The organism is Streptomyces sp. NPDC050509 (genome assembly GCF_044457965.1).
Taxonomy (GTDB): Bacteria; Actinomycetota; Actinomycetes; order Streptomycetales; family Streptomycetaceae; genus Streptomyces.
On sequence record NZ_JBITHL010000007.1, the window covers coordinates 247,868 to 264,712 of the forward strand.

15 protein-coding genes and 1 pseudogene are annotated in these 16,845 nt (G+C 69.6%); 3 read left to right on the plus strand and 13 right to left on the minus strand.

Going from position 1 to position 16,845, the window contains the following annotated elements; translation table 11 throughout:
- Positions 1 to 6: 6 nt before the first annotated feature.
- Positions 7 to 1,281: an NAD(P)/FAD-dependent oxidoreductase gene (locus ACIBJC_RS21500; RefSeq protein WP_399294765.1), complete on the minus strand. Its 1,275-nt coding sequence runs from the start codon at positions 1,279 to 1,281 to the stop codon at positions 7 to 9.
- 193 nt (positions 1,282 to 1,474) lie between these two features.
- Between ACIBJC_RS21500 and ACIBJC_RS21505 the strand changes: the two are divergent.
- Positions 1,475 to 2,273, plus strand: a pseudogene (locus ACIBJC_RS21505) (IS5 family transposase).
- Between the two features lie 39 nt (positions 2,274 to 2,312).
- On the opposite strand, the gene ACIBJC_RS21510 reads toward ACIBJC_RS21505, so the two are convergent.
- Both ACIBJC_RS21510 and ACIBJC_RS21515 read right to left on the minus strand, forming a co-directional pair.
- Complete coding sequence (locus ACIBJC_RS21510; RefSeq protein ID WP_399294767.1) at positions 2,313 to 2,618, minus strand: hypothetical protein; 306 nt, start codon at positions 2,616 to 2,618, stop codon at positions 2,313 to 2,315.
- A gap of 201 nt (positions 2,619 to 2,819) precedes the next feature.
- Positions 2,820 to 3,554 carry a hypothetical protein gene (locus ACIBJC_RS21515; protein ID WP_399294769.1) on the minus strand — a complete coding sequence of 245 codons (735 nt, stop codon included), beginning with the start codon at positions 3,552 to 3,554 and terminating at the stop codon, positions 2,820 to 2,822.
- An 812-nt stretch (positions 3,555 to 4,366) separates the two neighbouring features.
- Between ACIBJC_RS21515 and ACIBJC_RS21520 the strand changes: the two genes are divergently transcribed.
- Both ACIBJC_RS21520 and ACIBJC_RS21525 read left to right on the plus strand, forming a co-directional pair.
- Positions 4,367 to 5,989 (plus strand): sulfite oxidase, encoded by a 1,623-nt coding sequence (locus tag ACIBJC_RS21520; protein WP_399294771.1) that lies wholly within the window; start codon positions 4,367 to 4,369, stop codon positions 5,987 to 5,989.
- Positions 5,990 to 6,100: 111 nt separating this feature from the next.
- Positions 6,101 to 6,754 carry a fasciclin domain-containing protein gene (locus ACIBJC_RS21525; protein WP_399294773.1) on the plus strand — a complete coding sequence of 218 codons (654 nt, stop codon included), beginning with the start codon at positions 6,101 to 6,103 and terminating at the stop codon, positions 6,752 to 6,754.
- A gap of 128 nt (positions 6,755 to 6,882) precedes the next feature.
- Here the strand turns inward: ACIBJC_RS21525 and ACIBJC_RS21530 are convergent, their stop codons facing one another.
- From ACIBJC_RS21530 to pafA, 10 genes are all read right to left on the minus strand, one after another.
- Positions 6,883 to 9,711 (minus strand): DEAD/DEAH box helicase, encoded by a 2,829-nt coding sequence (locus ACIBJC_RS21530; protein ID WP_399294775.1) that lies wholly within the window; start codon positions 9,709 to 9,711, stop codon positions 6,883 to 6,885.
- Positions 9,712 to 9,794: 83 nt separating this feature from the next.
- Positions 9,795 to 10,748, minus strand: a complete 954-nt coding sequence (gene tatC, locus ACIBJC_RS21535) for a twin-arginine translocase subunit TatC (protein ID WP_399294777.1) — start codon at positions 10,746 to 10,748, stop codon at positions 9,795 to 9,797.
- A gap of 63 nt (positions 10,749 to 10,811) precedes the next feature.
- The gene (gene tatA / locus ACIBJC_RS21540) at positions 10,812 to 11,102 is read right to left on the minus strand and encodes a Sec-independent protein translocase subunit TatA (RefSeq protein WP_329824472.1); all 291 of its coding nucleotides are present in this window, start codon (positions 11,100 to 11,102) and stop codon (positions 10,812 to 10,814) included.
- Positions 11,103 to 11,315: 213 nt separating this feature from the next.
- Entirely contained in the window at positions 11,316 to 11,513 is a 198-nt protein-coding gene (locus ACIBJC_RS21545; RefSeq protein WP_399294780.1) for a hypothetical protein, read from the minus strand.
- A 4-nt stretch (positions 11,514 to 11,517) separates the two neighbouring features.
- Entirely contained in the window at positions 11,518 to 11,799 is a 282-nt protein-coding gene (locus ACIBJC_RS21550) for a hypothetical protein (RefSeq protein ID WP_399294782.1), read from the minus strand.
- 122 nt (positions 11,800 to 11,921) lie between these two features.
- Positions 11,922 to 12,875 (minus strand): helix-turn-helix transcriptional regulator, encoded by a 954-nt coding sequence (locus ACIBJC_RS21555; protein WP_399294784.1) that lies wholly within the window; start codon positions 12,873 to 12,875, stop codon positions 11,922 to 11,924.
- 16 nt (positions 12,876 to 12,891) lie between these two features.
- Positions 12,892 to 13,848 carry a helix-turn-helix transcriptional regulator gene (locus tag ACIBJC_RS21560; RefSeq protein ID WP_399294786.1) on the minus strand — a complete coding sequence of 319 codons (957 nt, stop codon included), beginning with the start codon at positions 13,846 to 13,848 and terminating at the stop codon, positions 12,892 to 12,894.
- A 145-nt stretch (positions 13,849 to 13,993) separates the two neighbouring features.
- The gene (locus ACIBJC_RS21565; protein WP_399294788.1) at positions 13,994 to 14,365 is read right to left on the minus strand and encodes an FKBP-type peptidyl-prolyl cis-trans isomerase; all 372 of its coding nucleotides are present in this window, start codon (positions 14,363 to 14,365) and stop codon (positions 13,994 to 13,996) included.
- Positions 14,366 to 14,410: 45 nt separating this feature from the next.
- Positions 14,411 to 15,349, minus strand: coding sequence for an FKBP-type peptidyl-prolyl cis-trans isomerase (locus ACIBJC_RS21570; protein WP_399294790.1), 939 nt, complete (start codon positions 15,347 to 15,349; stop codon positions 14,411 to 14,413).
- Between the two features lie 129 nt (positions 15,350 to 15,478).
- Positions 15,479 to 16,840, minus strand: a complete 1,362-nt coding sequence (pafA, locus tag ACIBJC_RS21575) for a Pup--protein ligase (RefSeq protein ID WP_329824479.1) — start codon at positions 16,838 to 16,840, stop codon at positions 15,479 to 15,481.
- Positions 16,841 to 16,845 lie beyond the last annotated feature (5 nt).

Here is a 16,845-nt window from a genome sequence, read left to right on the forward strand (position 1 = left end):
CGGTGGTCACCACACCACCCCCAGGGCCTCGGCCGCCGCCACGCCCGAGCGGCAGCCGTCCTCGTGGAACCCCCAGCCGTGGTAAGCGCCCGCGTACGCGGTGACCGGGCCGCTGAGCGCGGGCAGTTCGCGCTGGGCCGCGACCGACTCGGGGGTGTAGACCGGGTGTTCGTAGACCATGCGGGCGAGGACCTGGTCCTGGTCGACCCGGTCCGCGCCGTTCAGGGTGACCACATACGTCTCGGGGGCGTCGAGCCGCTGGAGCCGGTTCATGTCGTAGCTGACCCGTACGGCGTCGGCGCCCGCGTCGCAGGCGGGCATCAGGTAGTTCCAGGCGGCGCGGGCGCCCGCGCCGCGCGGCAGCACACCGGTGTCGGTGTGCAACTGCGTGGCGTTACGGGAGTACGGGAACGCCCCGAGCACCCGGCGCTCGTCCTCGGTGGCGTCGGCGAGCAGCCGCAGCGCCTGGTCCGGGTGGACGGCGATGACCACCGCGTCGTACCGCCCGACGGTGCCGTCCTCGGCGGTGATCCCGACGCCGTCCGCGTGGCGGCGTACGGACCGTACCGGGGTGGCGGTGTGGACGGTGGCCAGCCGTTTTCCGATGAGGTCGACATAGGCGCGCGAACCGCCGGCGACTGTCCGCCAGACCGGCGATCCCGAGATCGTCAGCAGACCGTGGTGCGCCAGGAAGCGGAAGAGATACCGGGCGGGGTAGCGCATCGCGGTCCGCGCGTCGCAGGACCAGACGCAGGAGACCAGCGGGGTCAGGAAGTGGGAGAGGAAGTACGGCGAGAAGCGTCCCGCGGAGATGAACTCTCCGAGGGTCCTGTCGTCCCGAGCGGTGTCGTCCGAGGCGAGGAGCCGGCGGGCCGCCCGGTGGAAACGGGGGACCTCGGCGAGCAGCCGCAGATAGCGCGGGCTGAGCGCGTTGCGCGGCTGGGCGAAGAGGCCCGCGGCGCCGCGGGCGCCGGCGTACTCCAGTCCGCAGCCGTCGCAGCGGACGGACATGCTCATCTCGGATTCCCGCGTTTCCACGCCCAGCTCGCCGAAGAGCCTCAGCAGATACGGGTAGGTGCGCGCGTTGTGCACGATGAAGCCGGAGTCGACGTGGTGCACCCGGCCGTCGGCCGACGGGACGTCATGGGTGTGCGCGTGGCCGCCGAGCCGGTCGTCCGCCTCGTACAGCGACACCTCGTGCGCGTTCCGCAGGACGTACGCGGCGGTCAGCCCCGCCACTCCGCCGCCCACCACGGCGGTACGCGGACGTTCCCCACTCATGCTGCTCCCTCACCCTGGTGCGGCGATCGCCCATGTCCGGCGATCCGGGCCCCGCGCCCAGGTGCTGCGCGCAGGCCCTCTCTCGCTGGGCATTCGAGGCGGCGCGAGCCGGGGATTGGTGAGCGGCGCGATCTTTCCGACGGGCCTTGGAAGTCATCTCATTTGGCTGGGTGGGCTGTCAGTCGTGGCGAGGATTGTTGAGCGGCTGGTGCCGGATGAGCTGTGGGAGCTGTTCCAGCGGGTGGTTCCGGAGGCGTCAACGCGGCCTCAGGGCGGGGGCCGGCGTCGGCACGGTGACCGCGAAGTGCCGGCCGCGATCGTCTTCGTGGCGACCTCGGGCCGCACGTGGCAGCAGTTGCCGACTGCGTCGTTCGGGCCGTCCGGCGCGACGGCTCACCGGCGTTTCACCGAGTGGCCGAAGGCCCGGGTGTGGGCCAGGCTCCACCGCTTGGTGCTCGACGAGCCCGGATCCCGTGGCGAGTTGGACTGGTCGCGGTGCGCGATCGACCCCGTGAACATGAGGGCGATGAAAAGGGGGAGCTGACGGGTCCGAATCCTGTGGACCGGGGTAAGTACGGGTCGAAGATCCACTTGATCACCGAGCACACCGGTCTGCCATTGCCAGTCGGTATATCGGGTGCGAACATGCACGACAGTCAGGGCCTGGAGCCGCTCGTGCGGGGTATCCCGCCGATCCGCTCGCGACGCGGGCCGCGCCGCCGCAAGCCCGGCAAGCTGCACGGCGACACGGGGCACGACTACCGCCACCTGCGGCAATGGCTCCGTGCGCGGGGTATCACGCACCGCCTGGCCCGACGCGGCATTGAATCCTCCGCCCGCCTGGGCCGTCACCGCTGGGTCGTGGAGCGGTCCGTGGCGTGGCTCGCCGGCTGCCGCAGACTCCACCGCCGCTACGAACGCAAGCCGAACACTTCCTCGCCTTCGCCGCCATCGCCTGCACCCTGATCTGCTACAGCCGACTCACCAAATGAGATGACTTCTCAACCGACAGGTCAATCTTCGGTAGGACGTCAGCCGCGAGGACTGTTCACCTTGGCTGCGGAGTCGATGGTTGCGGAGCCGATACGGGAGCCGTCGGCACCGTAGACACCGACCATGCTGGTCTCGGTGCTCTTATCGGGCCATGAGGTCCACTCATCGATGAGCGCTGAGATGTCCTGATTGCTCGGGGTGCCCTCGGCGGTGGTGACGAAATAGGTGTACGGCCGGTCACCAACGACGGTATCGATGATGTGGGTGACTTCCAGAGGGAGGGGCCCCGTCTGTTGCGGATGCCTTGGTGAACCGCTTGGCTGCGTCCTGGTTGGCCGGCTCATCGTCGGAGGGTTACGACGGGAGGCTGTCAGGGACGGATACGGCGGAAATGGCTTCGCCGATGCAAGCGGTGGTCAACAGCAGGCCTGCGGGGAGGGCGAATAGCGTGGTGTGCGCACGCATGGGGCCTCCGTCGTTTGCGGCGTACGGGTATACCCCCGCGCCATAATGCTCAGTGCGGGGGCAGCGCTGTTGGGTAGTCATCACATCCATACTTCGTCAGCGCGGTCGTTCCAAGTGCCGGCACCCCACAGCGGGGGGTAGCTCAGTTCGTGGAGGCTCGTGTAGCAAGTGCCGAGGATTGTGATGAGCTCCTGGTCGGGCCAGTTGGTGCGGTAGTCGACTATGCCCATACCACCGGTCTCGTCGTTGTTGCAGGTCGAGGTGGCCTCGTCTCGGAATCCCCATGTCGCGAGAGTCTTGGTGCCGTTGGCGGACCACTGGAGCTTGCGGCCCCCCAGGTTTTGGTGCTCGCCGAGGCACGTCCAGCCGAAGGAGCAGGAGGCGGCGAGGGGGACTGCTCCGTCACCACTGGCCGTTGAAGCCATGGATGCCGGTGCCGCTGGCTGAATCGTGGCGGAGCGCCCCTTGGGGGCCTTCGGCAGGGCTCGGGGATCCTTCTTGGCGTAGGCGGCGACGTCGGCCTGGGCCTCCGCGTCGGTAGCGAAGCACTTCACGGTGAGATCGGGATATTCGGAACAGACCTTTGCGTCGCCCCACCCGTCAGCCATGTCGAACTTCTTGCCTTTGTACGTCGCCATGATGGGGCCCTTGCGCGCCTTGGCGGTGCGAGCGCGGTCGGCCGCGTCTTCAGAACCTGTGTTTTCGGTGGCGCGGGGAGCCGGAGAGCTGCCGGTGCCGGCGGTGGCCGTTGCGGTGGCACTAAAACCGAGAGTCGCGCTGAGAGCGAGGACAGTGAGGATTCTGGCCAGTTTCAAGTGAGGTGATCCTTCGTCAGGTTCCGGATTCGACTGCCGCAGTCGCTAAAGGGGTGACTTTTTCCGCTTTGCATGTCGCGGTGTTCTGGGATTGCGGATTCGATGTGTTGACGGAATCGATATTGCTGTGGCGTCGGGCGGAACGTCGTTAGCGGAGAGTCCACGCTCCTTGACGATGCGTCTACATCACAGTCCCGAGCGGCCGCACTGACGTTGATGGCCTTGCGTCTGCGGGCGAACCACCACAGAACCTCTCGGCGCACGTCATCGTCGACCGATCGCGGAACACGGATGCACCGGCCGGTACGCCATCGGACCGCAGGACGTATGCCCGCAGCCGACGGCCCTCTCAGCCGTCTTCTCAAGCACCTGGCCGCCCCTGCCCCACGGTGCTACCCGCCGACGAGGACCGGCCGGCTGGTCGCCGCGCTCTCCGGGCAACCGATCCCGAAGCCCGACGAGAACAGGGACAACGCGGCTGCCCGGGAAAACCACTCACGTGCCACCAGGCGGCGGTCCCGGTAGAAAACGGGTCGCGACCTCGGCTGGGGCGGTCTGCTGCTCGCGGGCCTGTGCCCACCGGTGTTCGCGGTTCCATGTCTGGGCCGTCGCGTCCCCACCCCGGAGACATCCTCGTGGCCGACGACGACGGCGCCGCGGATGAGGACGCCGTCGATGGTGACGGCCGTCTGCACAGCCTACCCAGCCAAATGAGATGACTTCTCAGCTGTCCGGGGGCCTGTCCTGCCGTCGGCGGTACTTTTTTTCATTCCTTCGGGTGCCCGACCAATCCGCCTTGCTTCCGGTGCCGAATGGCCGGTGTGAGCGAAGATCGGAAAGTGCCGGAACCAGAGGCCCGTCAGCACGACGGTCCGACAGCGCGCCTGCTGCACCGCGGCCTCGGCGCGCTCGCCGGACTGATCGCGGGCTTCTCCGCGCTCGCAGTGGCGGAGCTGGCCGCGGCGGCGGTACGCCCGGAGGCGAGCCCCGTGACGGCGGTGGGCGGCGCGTTCATCGACCGCACTCCCCCGTGGCTCAAGGACTTCGCCGTACGGAACTTCGGGACCAACGACAAGCTGGTGCTCCAGCTAGGCATCCTGATCGTCCTCGCGCTCCTCGCCATGGTGGTCGGCGTGTTCGCGCTGCACCACCGGCGGGCGGGTTCCGCGGCGGTTCTGGTCTTCGGGGTGATCGGCGCGGTGGCGGCGGCGAGCCGTCCCGGCGGCGGCCCCACCGACGCCCTGCCCTCGCTCGTGGGGGCGCTGGTGGCCTGCGGGGTGCTGTATCTGCTGGCCGGCAGGCTCACACCCCGCTCGTCCCCCGCGGCGGGCGGGACGGGCGGCACCTTCGACCGGCGCCGCTTCGTGGTCGCCGCGACGGCCGCGGTGGCGGCATCGGCCGGGGCGGGCGCGCTCGGGGTCCGGCTCAACGCCTCGGGGTCGGCCGGCGCCGTCGCCTCACGCAAGGACATCGTCCTGCCGTCGCCGGCCTCCCCGGCCCGTCCCGTGCCGGCGGGCGCGGACCTCAGGATCCGCGGTCTCAGCTCGTTCACGACACCCAACAAGGACTTCTACCGGGTGGACACGGCGCTGGTGGTGCCGCGGATCGATGCCACGGGCTGGCGGCTGAGGATCCACGGCAAGGGGGTCGCCCGGCCCCTCACCGTCACCTTCGACGATCTGCTCAGGCGCGAACTGATCGAGCGGGACATCACGCTGACCTGTGTGTCCAACGAGGTGGGCGGCCCGTACGTGGGCAACGCCCGCTGGATCGGCGTACGGCTGGCGGACCTGCTGCGCGAGGCGGGCGTACGGCCGCCCTCGAAGGGCGGGCCCGCCGACCAGCTCGTGGCCCGCTCGGTGGACGGCATGACCATCGGCTCCCCGGTCGAGACGGTCATGGACGGCCGGGACGCGCTGCTCGCCGTCGGGATGAACGGCGAGCCGCTCCCCTTCGACCACGGCTTCCCGGTCCGGATGGTGGTGCCGGGGCTGTACGGCTACGTATCGGCCTGCAAGTGGCTCCAGGACCTGGAGCTGACCACGTTCGCCGACTACGACGCGTACTGGGTGAAGCGGAGCTGGTCGCAGGAGGCGCCGATCAAGACCGAGTCACGGATCGACACCCCGCGCCCCTTCGCCAGCCCGAAACCCGGCACGGTCCCGGTCGCCGGGGTCGCCTGGGCCCAGCACCGGGGTATCGCCCGGGTGGAGGTACGGGTCGACGGCGGCGCCTGGCACCCGGCGCGGCTGGCGGCCGAGGACACCCGGGACACCTGGCGCCAGTGGGTCTGGGAGTGGCCCGCCACCACCGGCAACCACACCCTTGAGGTCCGCGCCACCGACAAGGACGGATACACGCAGACCAGTCAGCGCGTCGGCACCGTCCCCAACGGGGCGACCGGCTGGCACTCGGTGGTCGTCTCGGTCACCTGACCGCCGCTGCCCGCGCCCTCGTCGCACCGTCATCACACAAGCCATTTCCCCATGTCCCTACCCCCCTGTGCCCGCATTCCGGCGAGCACCGCCTTTCCAAGGAGATTCACCATGAACGCCACCCGCTTCCAGCGCGCCGCCATCGCCCTCGTCGGCGCCGCCGTACTCCCGCTCGCCCTCACGGCCTGCTCCAGCGACGACAGCAAGGACACCACGTCGTCGGATGCGGCGTCCTCCGCCGCCACCGAGACGGCCGAGACCCCGGCGGACAACGCGGCGGGCACGGGCGACCAGCCCTTCGGTACGGCGTGCGCCTCGGTGCCGAAGAGCGGCGCGGGCTCCTTCGACGGCATGTCGAAGGACCCGGTGGCGACCGCCGCGTCGAACAACCCCGACCTCTCCACCCTGGTCACCGCGGTGAAGAAGGCCGGTCTGGTCGACACCCTGAACAGTGCCAAGGACATCACCGTCTTCGCGCCGACCAACGAGGCGTTCGCCAAGATCCCGAAGGCCGACCTGGACAAGGTCCTCGCCGACAAGGCCACCCTGACCAAGATCCTCACGTACCACGTCGTGGGCGAGAAGCTGCCCCCGAAGGCGCTGGAGAGCGGCACCTTCCCGACCCTGGAGAAGTCCACGCTGACCACGGCCGGCTCGGGCGAGTCCTACACGGTGAACGACTCGGCGAAGGTCGTCTGCGGCAATGTCCCGACCAACAACGCCACCGTGTACATCGTCGACACGGTCCTGATGCCGAAGATGTGACCTGATTCCCGTCGACCGGGCTTCCTGCCGACCGGCGTTACCGTCCATCGGCGTTCCTGGCGATCGACGGAAACGGCGCGGGCCCGCGCTCCCCGGAGGGAGCGCGGGCCCGCTCGGGCGCCCCGGTCTCAGCCGACCGAGCTGTACGCCACCACTCCGCGCCGCACCGCGTCGACCGCCTTGCGGGCGTTCTTCGCGACCGTGCTGTCCTCCCGGGGGGCCGCCGCCGCGATCTGGCCGAGGACGTCGATGACCTGCTTGCACCAGCGCACGAAGTCACCGGCCGGCATCTCCGCCTCGCGCAGCACCTCGTCGAGCCCCTTGCCGGAGGCCCACATGTGGACCGGCCAGGCGAAGCCGAGGTCCGGCTCGCGCTGGCCCACGCCCTCCGTCTGGCTGATCTTCAGGTCTTCCTCCAGCGCGTCGAGCCGGCCCCAGATACGGACCATCTCGCCCAGCGCGGCCTTCGCGTCGCCCGCGGGGAGCTTCGGCGCCACCGCGTCGTCGGCCTGCCGGGCCTCGTAGACCAGGGCGGAGACGCAGGCGGCCAGCTCGGCCGGGGAGAGCCCCTCCCAGACCCTGTCCCGCAGGCACTCGCTGGCGAGGAGGTCCAGCTCGCCGTAGAGCCTGGCCAGCCGCTTGCCGTGCTCGGTGACCTCGTCGGCGCGCAGGTAGTCCAGCTCGGTCAGGAGCGCGACGATCCGGTCGAAGGTGCGGGCGATGGTGTTCGTCCGGCCCTCGATCCTGCGCTCCAACTGGCGGGTGTCCCGCTGGAGCCGGTGGTAGCGCTCGGCCCAGCGGGCGTGGTCCTCGCGCTCGTCGCAGCCGTGGCAGGGATGGGCGCGCAGCTCCGTACGGAGCCGGGAGATCTCCCGGTCGTCGGCGGCCTCCGCCCGCTGCTTGCGGTGCCGCTCGGGCACGATGTGTCCGGCCTTCGTGCGCAGCGCGGACGCCAGATCGCGGCGCGACTGCGGCGAGCGCGCGTTGAACGACTTGGGGATCCGCATCCGCTCCAGCGCCTCCACGGGCACCGGGAAGTCCATCGCCGCCAGCCGCTTGACCTGGCGCTCGGCGGTCAGGACGAGCGGACGCGGGCCTTCCTGGTAGTCGAAACCGCGGTGCCCGTTGGCTCGCCCCGCGGGCAGCCCCGGCTCCAGCACGAGCGCGAGGCCGGCGAACTTGCCCGTCGGGACATGGATGACGTCGCCCGGCTTGAGCCGCTCCAGCGAGGAGGCCGCGGCGGCCCTGCGCTGCGCGACGCCCTGCTTGGCCAGCTCCGTCTCGCGGTCCTTGAGGTCGCGGCGCATCCGCGCGTACTCCTCGAAGTCCCCGAGGTGACAGGTCATGCCCGCCCGGTACCCCTCCAGGCCCTCCTCGTTGCGCTGGACCTGCCGGGAGATCCCGACGACGGACCGGTCGGCCTGGAACTGGGCGAAGGAGGTCTCCAGCAGCTCGCGCGACCGGTGCCGGCCGAACTGCTGCACGAGGTTGACGGCCATGTTGTACGAGGGCCGGAAGCTGGAGCGCAGCGGATACGTACGGGTCCCGGCGAGCCCGGCGAGCGCGCCCGGGTCCATGCCGCGCTGCCAGAGCACCACCGCGTGGCCCTCGACGTCGATGCCGCGGCGCCCGGCCCGCCCGGTGAGCTGGGTGTACTCGCCGGGGGTGATGTCGGCGTGCTGTTCGCCGTTCCACTTGACGAGCTTCTCCAGCACCACGGACCTGGCGGGCATGTTGATGCCGAGAGCCAGCGTCTCCGTGGCGAAGACGGCCTTGACCAGGCCGCGGACGAACAGCTCCTCCACGATCTCCTTGAAGGTGGGCAGCATGCCCGCGTGGTGCGCGGCGATGCCCCGCTCCAGGCCCTCCAGGAACTCGTAGTAGCCGAGGACGTGCAGGTCCTCGCCGGGGATGGAGGCCGTACGCTCCTCGACGATCTCCCGGACCCGGCGGCGCGCCTCGTCGGTGTTGAGCCGCAGGCCCGCGTACATGCACTGCTGTACGGCGGCCGCGCAGCCGGCCCGGCTGAAGATGAAGGTGATCGCGGGGAGCAGCCCCTCCGCGTCCAGCCGCTCGATGACCTCGGGCCGGCCCGGGGTCCAGATACGGCTGCGCTGGCGGCGCTCGCGCTCCCGGTCCGCCTCACGGACCATCTTGCCGCGGCGGCGGTCGCGCGGGTTGTACGTGCGCTGGTTCTCCATCCGGGCCAGCCGGACGAGGTCCGGGCTGACCTCGCGCTTGGCGATGCCCCGGCCACCGTGGTCGGTCTCCTCCTCGAAGAGGTCGTACATCCGGCGGCCGGCCATCACGTGCTGCCACAGCGGTACGGGCCGCTGCTCGGAGACGATCACTTCGGTGTCGCCCCGTACGGTGTCCAGCCAGTCACCGAACTCCTCCGCGTTCGACACGGTGGCCGAGAGCGAGACGAGGGTGACGGAGGCGGGGAGGTGGATGATCACCTCTTCCCAGACGGCGCCGCGGAAGCGGTCGGAGAGGTAGTGGACCTCGTCCATCACCACATAGCCGAGGCCGATGAGCGCCCGGGAGTTCGCGTAGAGCATGTTGCGCAGGACCTCGGTGGTCATGACGACCACCGGCGCGTCCGCGTTCACACTGTTGTCACCGGTGAGCAGGCCGACCTTGTCGGCCCCGTACCGCTTGGCGAGGTCGGCGTACTTCTGGTTGGAGAGCGCCTTGATCGGGGTCGTGTAGAAGCATTTACGGCCCTCGGCCAGGGCGAGGTGCACGGCGAACTCGCCGACGATCGTCTTGCCCGAGCCGGTGGGCGCCGCGACGAGCACGCCCTTCCCCGCCTCCAGGGCCTGGCATGCCTCGATCTGGAAGGGGTCCAGACCGAATTCGTACATCTCGCGGAAGGGCGCGAGCGCCGTGGCCCGTTCTGCGGCGCGGATCCGGGCAGCGGCGTAGCGCTCGGCTGGTGAGAGGTCCTCTGTCATCTTGCGGTCGAGCCTACCCGCCCCCTCCGACAGTCAGCCCGATCTTTAATCGTCCTTGGGCGGCACCGCTCCGCCCGCGCCGGTCAGGTGATGTCGTCGTACCCGTTCACCCGGTTGTTCCGGGCGCCGTCCGACTGTTCCGGGAGCGCGGGCCGCGTCGAGACGGGTTCGATCTCACCGATGGCCTCGGGCGTCAGGTCCAGGTCCGACGCCTCGTCGTCGCCGGGGCCCGCCGCGTCGCGCGCCGCCTTACGGCGGTCGTTGATCAAGGAGATCCCCGTGGCGAAGAAGTACAGCACCCAGATCGGTACGGCCAGGCCGAGCATGCTGACCGGGTCGGTGCTCGGGGTGGCGACCGCCGCGAAGACCGTGATGCCCATGATCATGCCGCGCCACCAGCCGGCCATCCGCTTACCGGTGAGCACCCCGCCGAAGTTGAGCATCACGAGGAGGAGCGGCAGCTCGAAGGAGAGGCCGAAGACGACCACCATGCGGGTGATCAGGTCGAGCAGATCGTCGAGCGGGAGCTGGTTGTCCAGGTTGGCGGGCGAGAAGTCGAGGAGGACCCTCGCCATGGTGGGCAGCGTCTTGTACGCGAAGAAGCCACCGGCCAGGAAGAGCGGGAACCCCGCGGCGACGAAGCCGAGGGAGTACTTCTTCTCGTTCCTGTGGAGCCCCGGCGCGATGAACGCCCAGAGCTGGTAGAGCCAGATCGGCGAGGCCAGGACGACACCGGCCGTCAGGGAGACCTTGAGGGCGAGGGTGAAGGGCGTCACCAGACCGTTGAGGACGATCCGGGCGCAGGTGCCCCCGTCCCGCTCGGTGAGCTCGGTGAAGCTCACGGAACATCCGACCGACTTCAGCACCGGGTCGGTGAAGAACTCGATGATCTCCTTGTAGGAGAAGGCCGCGACGATGGTCACGACGACGATGCCGATGAGCGCCTTGACGAGCCGGTTGCGCAGCTCGCGCAGATGCTCCACCAGCGGCATCCGCCCCTCGGGGTCCGTCTCCTTCTTGCGGGCGGACTTCAGCAACCCACGTCCTCATCTCGTGCGGCGGGCTGCCTCGTGGCAGTGCCCGCTCCGGCCCAGGTGGTGTCAGCGCTTGGTCGAGTCCGTCGGCTCGTTCACCGGGCGCGCGTTCGTCACATCGCCGGGGAACGCCTGGATCGTACGGGGCGCGGTCTGGTCCTGAGCGGGGTCGTTCGGAGGCTCGGCCGGGGCGGTCTGCTGTCCCTCGGACTTCATGGCCTTGGCCTCGCTCTTGAGAATGCGGGCCGACTTGCCGAGCGAACGCGCCATGTCGGGAAGCTTCTTCGCGCCGAACAGGAGGATGACCACGACGAGGATGAGAATGATCTCGGGGGCACCGATCTTTCCGAACAGCATAAGTCTTTACCTTCTCACCGAGGCGGCACGGAACGGGCCTGCGTGGATAGGGCCGGACTTGTGTCCGACAGGTTGCCCAGCGATCGTAACGCGCGGGGGTGAACACAGAGCAATCCCCGTGCGTACGTCAAGCGCGCGGCCCCACGCCTCGCTGCCCGGGCCACGACGTGCAGCGTACCTCTCCGGACCCGCGCTGAGCAGGGGGCGTGTGGACTACCTCAGTGCGTCACCGGTGGCGGCGAGCCGCGTCGCGGACCGTTCCAGGTCCTCGGCGGCGAGGTTGATCCGCTCCGTGGTGGCGGCGACCTGGCGGGCGAGCCGCCGCGCTTCGAGGAAGACCCTGACGGCCAGGACGCCGAGCACGGCGGTCCCGAGGAAACCCAGGGCGATGGCGATCATGGGCCAGAGCATGGTGTCAGACCGTTCCCGGCAGGTCCTGAAGCGTGGAGTGCAGACGCATCGTCCGCACCCCGCCGCCTGTGAGGAGTTCGACGATGCGTTCACCCGCGGGCTTGCGGACCGGGGCCTCGCACTCGGGGCAGACGAAGGAGTAGAAGGTGGTGCGCCGGCTGGCCCCGACCGCCAGGCGCAGCGCGCCCGCCGACAGTTCGAAGGCGGCCCGGCACTCGGGACAGGCCGCTTTGAAGAGGACCGGGACCACCGTCGAAAAACCAGACGACCCAGACATTGCCGACATATTTCCCTTTCTCCTTGTCCTCAGCCGTTCGCTCTCGCCCGTTCGGTCCGGCCCGGTCGGTCACCGGCCCGGCGGGGCCGCTCCCCCGCCGTACAAGCCGGTCGGCGCCGCCCCGCGCCGGGTCAGTGGATCTCGTACGCCGCCAGCGCCTCGGCGGCGGCCCGCCGCGCGCTGTCCGCCAGCTCCGGCGGGGCGACGATCCGTCCGTCACCGCCGAGCCGCAGCGCGAGCCGCCGCAGCGAGGCCGGCACCGGGGCCCGCAGCGTGATCCGCAGCCCTCCGTCGGGCAGCTCCACCGCGCTGTCGTGCGGGTAGTACTCGGCGACCCACCGGCCGCCGGGGCCCACCTCGACGATCACCTCGGGGTCCTCGGCCGACGGCTGCACCAGCCCCTCCGACAGATCCCGCAGCTCCAGCTCCGGGGGCGCGGCCGGGGCGTCCAGCAGCCGGATCTCGGCCACCCGGTCGAGCCGGAACGTACGCCGCGCCTCGGAGAGCCGGCACCAGGCCTCCATGTAGGTGTGGCCCACGGCGAAGAGCCGGATGGGGTCGACCTCGCGCTCCGTCAGCTCGTCCCGCGCCGGGGAGTAGTACCGCAGCCACAGCCTGCGCCGCTCGGAGATGGCCCGGTCGACCTCGGCGAACACGCCGCCCTCGGACTCGAAGGTCACCGAGAGCCGGGAGCTGGCGCCCGCGACCTCACCGGCCGCCGTCTCCAGTTTGGCGGTGGCGCGCAGCAGCGCCTGCCGGTCGCCCTCGCGCAGCCCCGGCAGGGTGGCGACCGCACGGGCCGCGACGAGCAGCGCCGTCGCCTCGTCGGCGGCGAGCCGCAGCGGCTCGGCGACATCGTCCGGGTTGTGCCACCAGATGCGGTCGCCGTCGGTGTCGATGTCCAGCAGGTCCCCGCCGCGGAAGCTCGTACCGCACATGGGCAGGACGTCGAGGTCGGAGATCAGCTCGTCCTCGCTGATCCCGAACGCGCGGGCCACGTCGCCGACATGGGCGCCGGGGCGCTCCCGCAGATAGGTCACCAGCGAGAGCATCCGCCGGGTCTGGTCGATCGCGTTGGCTGCCACGGTGTACGAGCCCCTCTCAGCCCTTGGCCACGGCGCGCAGCCGGTCCAGGACGTCGGCCCGCAGATCCGCGGGCTCCAGTACGACCACGTCCGGGCCGAACTCCACCAGCCAGGCGTCCAGGCCGTGTCCGTACGGGATCTCCAGCTCGTCCCAGCCGTCGGCCAGTTCCCGTGTGGACAGCGCCCGGGAGCGCAGCGGGTAGCCGCAGCCGGAGCGGAGTCTGATCAGCGCGGAGCGCGTCGCGGTCTCCCCCGCCCAGCTCTCCACGGTCTCGCGCACGGTCACCACGTCCGGTACGGGCGCGCCGAACGTGCCGACGCGTGAGCGGACCCGGCCGGAGATCCGGGAGAGCCGGAAGACCCGCTCGGCGCCGCGGTCGCGGTCCCAGCCGGCCAGGTACCAGTGTCCACGCCAGCACTCCAGCGTCCACGGTTCGACCTGGCGCTGTTCGGCGCGGGCCGCGTTGGCCTTGCGGTAGTCGAAGGAGACGGGGCGCCGGTCGCGGCAGGCGAGCATCAGCGGCTCGAAGGCGGCCTCGTGGACGGGGATACGGGGTTCGAGGGCGCCGTGGTGGGCCTCGTAACTGTCCTCGGCCTCGGGCATCCCGGCGGCGCGCAGCTTCTGGAGGGCGCCGCTCGCCGCGCCGGCCAGCCGCGCCTGCTGCCAGACCTTGGCGGCCAGGCCGAGGGCCGCGGCCTCCTCGGCGTCGAGGGTGATGGGGGGCAGCCGGTTGCTGTCGCGTCGGGCCAGGTAGCCGGTCTCGCCGTCGAGGTTCTCCACCGTCTCGATGACCAGGCCGAGTTCCCGGAGGTCGTCCTTGTCCCGCTCGAACATCCGGTTGAAGGATTCGTCGGTGCCGGCTTCCAGGTACGCCTCGATGGAGCCACGCAGTTCGCGCTTGCTGAGCGGCCGCCGGGTCCCGAGCAGACACAGCGCCAGATTCATCAGCCGCTCGGCCTTGGCAATGGCCATCGACGCCTCGCACCCCTCGTTGATCGTGCCGCCTCCGCCCGCTGACCGTACCGTCCCGGGGTGTCGCGGCAAAGCCGAGGGTCCATGCCGTACGGCATGGACCCTCGGTGCGCCCGGATCGGACCGGACCGTTCCGTATCAGAAATCAGACGGAGACCAGATCGCAGACGAAGATCAGCGTCTCGCCCGGGGCGATGGCGCGGCCCGCGCCGCGGTCGCCGTACGCGAGGTGCGGCGGGATGGTGAGCTGGCGGCGTCCGCCGACCCTCATGCCCTGCACGCCCTTGTCCCAGCCCGCGATGACCTGGCCGGCGCCGAGCGTGAACGGAAGCGGAGCGCCGCGGTTCCAGGAGGCGTCGAACTCCTCGCCGGTGGAGAAGGCCACGCCGACGTAGTGGACCTTGACGTTGGCGCCCGCCGTGGCGACCTCGCCGTCACCCTCCCAGATGTCCTTGATCTCCAGGTCGGCCGGCGGCTCGCCACCCGGGAAGTCGATCTCGGGCTTCTCGATGCTCACGTGAAACTGCTCCTCTAAATGATGAACGGTACAACCGGGACAGTCTTACACCTTCGCGAGGATGTCCACGGCGAAGACCAGCGTGGAGTTCTTCGGGATCCCCTGCTGCTCCTGGTTGCCGAAGGCCTGGTCCGGCGGGATCACGATGAGGACCCTGCTGCCCACCTTCTTGTCGACGATGCCCGTCTTGAGGCCCTTCAGCGTGAGCTGCGGCAGCGGGAACGTCGTGGTGCGGCCGGTCTTGTACGTGCTGTCGAACTGCTTGGCGTCCTTCCAGAGGTACGCCGAGTAGTTCAGTACGACGGTGTCGGAGTCCTTGACGACATCGCCCTTGCTCTCCAGCACGTAGTCGGAGACCAGCTTCTTCGGCGGGTCGGTCCCCTTGGGGATCGTGACCTTCGGTTCCTTGCCGTCGTCGTTGGTGCCGACCTGCGGCAGCGCCTTGTCGTCCTGCGGGACCGCGGTGCCCTTGGCGGAGGAGGGCACCTTGGTGGCCTTCAGGATGTCGACGACGAAGACCAGCGTGGAGTTGGGCTTGATGTCGCCCTGTCCCTGCGCGCCGTAGCCAAGCTCCGGGGGGATCCCCAGCTCGACGCGGCTGCCGACCTTCTGGCCTTCGAGGCCCTGGTCCCAGCCCTTGATGACCATGCCGGCGCCGAGCGTCAGGTCGAACGGCTGCTTCCGGTCGAAGCTGTTGTCGAAGGGCTTGGTCGAGTTCCAGGCCTGGCCCAGGTAGTTGACCTGGACCGCGTCGCCCTTCTCGACCTTCGCGCCGTCACCCTCCTTGAGGACATCGACCGTCAGCTTCTTCGGCGGATCCCCCTCCCCCTTGTCGAGGGTCGGCTTCTGTCCGAACTTGGCGCCCTCGCTGATCGCGGGGAGTCCGTTCTTGGACGAGGTGGAGTCGGAGCCTCCGTCGCCACCGCACGCCACTGTCGACAACAGCAGCAAGGGGACGACGATCAGGCCGGCAAGTCGGCGCACGTGTTCCTCAGATCTCAGACGGCACAGTAGCTGCCCACTGTAGGGCGTGGCAGGGGCCCCGTACGCGATACGTACGGGGCCCGCGCCGCATTCCACCCATGCATGTCAGCCACCGGTTGACGGAAACGCTCACATACCGGCGATGAGCTTTTCCACCCGTTCGTCCACCGACCGGAACGGGTCTTTGCAGAGCACCGTGCGCTGTGCCTGGTCATTGAGCTTGAGATGCACCCAGTCGACCGTGAAGTCCCTGCGCTGCTCCTGGGCGCGGCGGATGAAATCGCCGCGCAGTCGGGCCCTGGTGGTCTGCGGAGGCACGGACTTGCCTTCGAAGATCTTCATGTCGTTGCAGATACGGGCGGCCTGCCCCTTCTTCTCCAGCAGGTAATAGAGCCCGCGGCGACGGTGGATGTCGTGGTAGGCGAGGTCTATCTGCGCGACCCGGGGATGCGACATGGTCATGTTGTGCTTGGCCCGGTACCGCTCGATGAGCTGGTACTTCATGACCCAGTCGATCTCCGTGCCGATCCGGTCGAGATCCTCGGCCTCGATCGCGTCGAGCGTACGGCCCCACAGTTCGAGGACCTGCTCCACGGTGCCGGTGCGGATGCCCCGGCGGTCCACGAAGTCCACGGCCTTCTCGTAGTACTCCCGCTGGACCTCAAGGGCGGAGGCCTCCCGGCCGCTCGCCAGGCGGACCTTGCGCTGCCCGGTGAGGTCGTGGCTTACCTCGCGGATCGCCCTGATCGGGTTCTCCAGGGTGAGGTCGCGCATCACCGTGCCCGCCTCGATCATGCGCAGCACGAGATCGGTGGCGCCGACCTTGAGCAGCATGGTCGTCTCGGACATGTTCGAGTCGCCGACGATGACATGGAGCCGGCGGTAGCGCTCCGCGTCGGCGTGCGGCTCGTCCCGGGTGTTGATGATCGGACGGGAGCGGGTCGTCGCGGAGCTGACGCCCTCCCAGATGTGCTCGGCGCGCTGGCTGACGCAGTAGACGGCGCCCCGCGGGGTCTGGAGCACCTTGCCCGCGCCGCAGAGGAGCTGACGGGTGACGAGGAAGGGGATGAGAATGTCCGCGAGCCGGGAGAACTCCCCGTGGCGGGCGACGAGGTAATTCTCGTGGCAGCCGTAGGAGTTTCCCGCCGAGTCGGTGTTGTTCTTGAAGAGATAGACGTCGCCCGCGATTCCCTCCTCGTGCAGGCGGCGTTCGGCGTCGACGAGCAGACCTTCGAGAATGCGCTCGCCGGCCTTGTCATGCGTGACCAGTTCGGTCACGTTGTCGCATTCGGGTGTCGCGTATTCCGGATGCGATCCCACGTCGAGGTAGAGGCGGGCGCCGTTCCGCAGGAAGACATTGCTGCTGCGGCCCCATGACACAACACGGCGGAAGAGGTAGCGCGCCACTTCGTCAGGTGACAGTCGGCGCTGTCCCCTGAACGTGCACGTGACGCCGTACTCGTTCTCCAGCCCGAAAATGCGGCGGTCCATGTCTG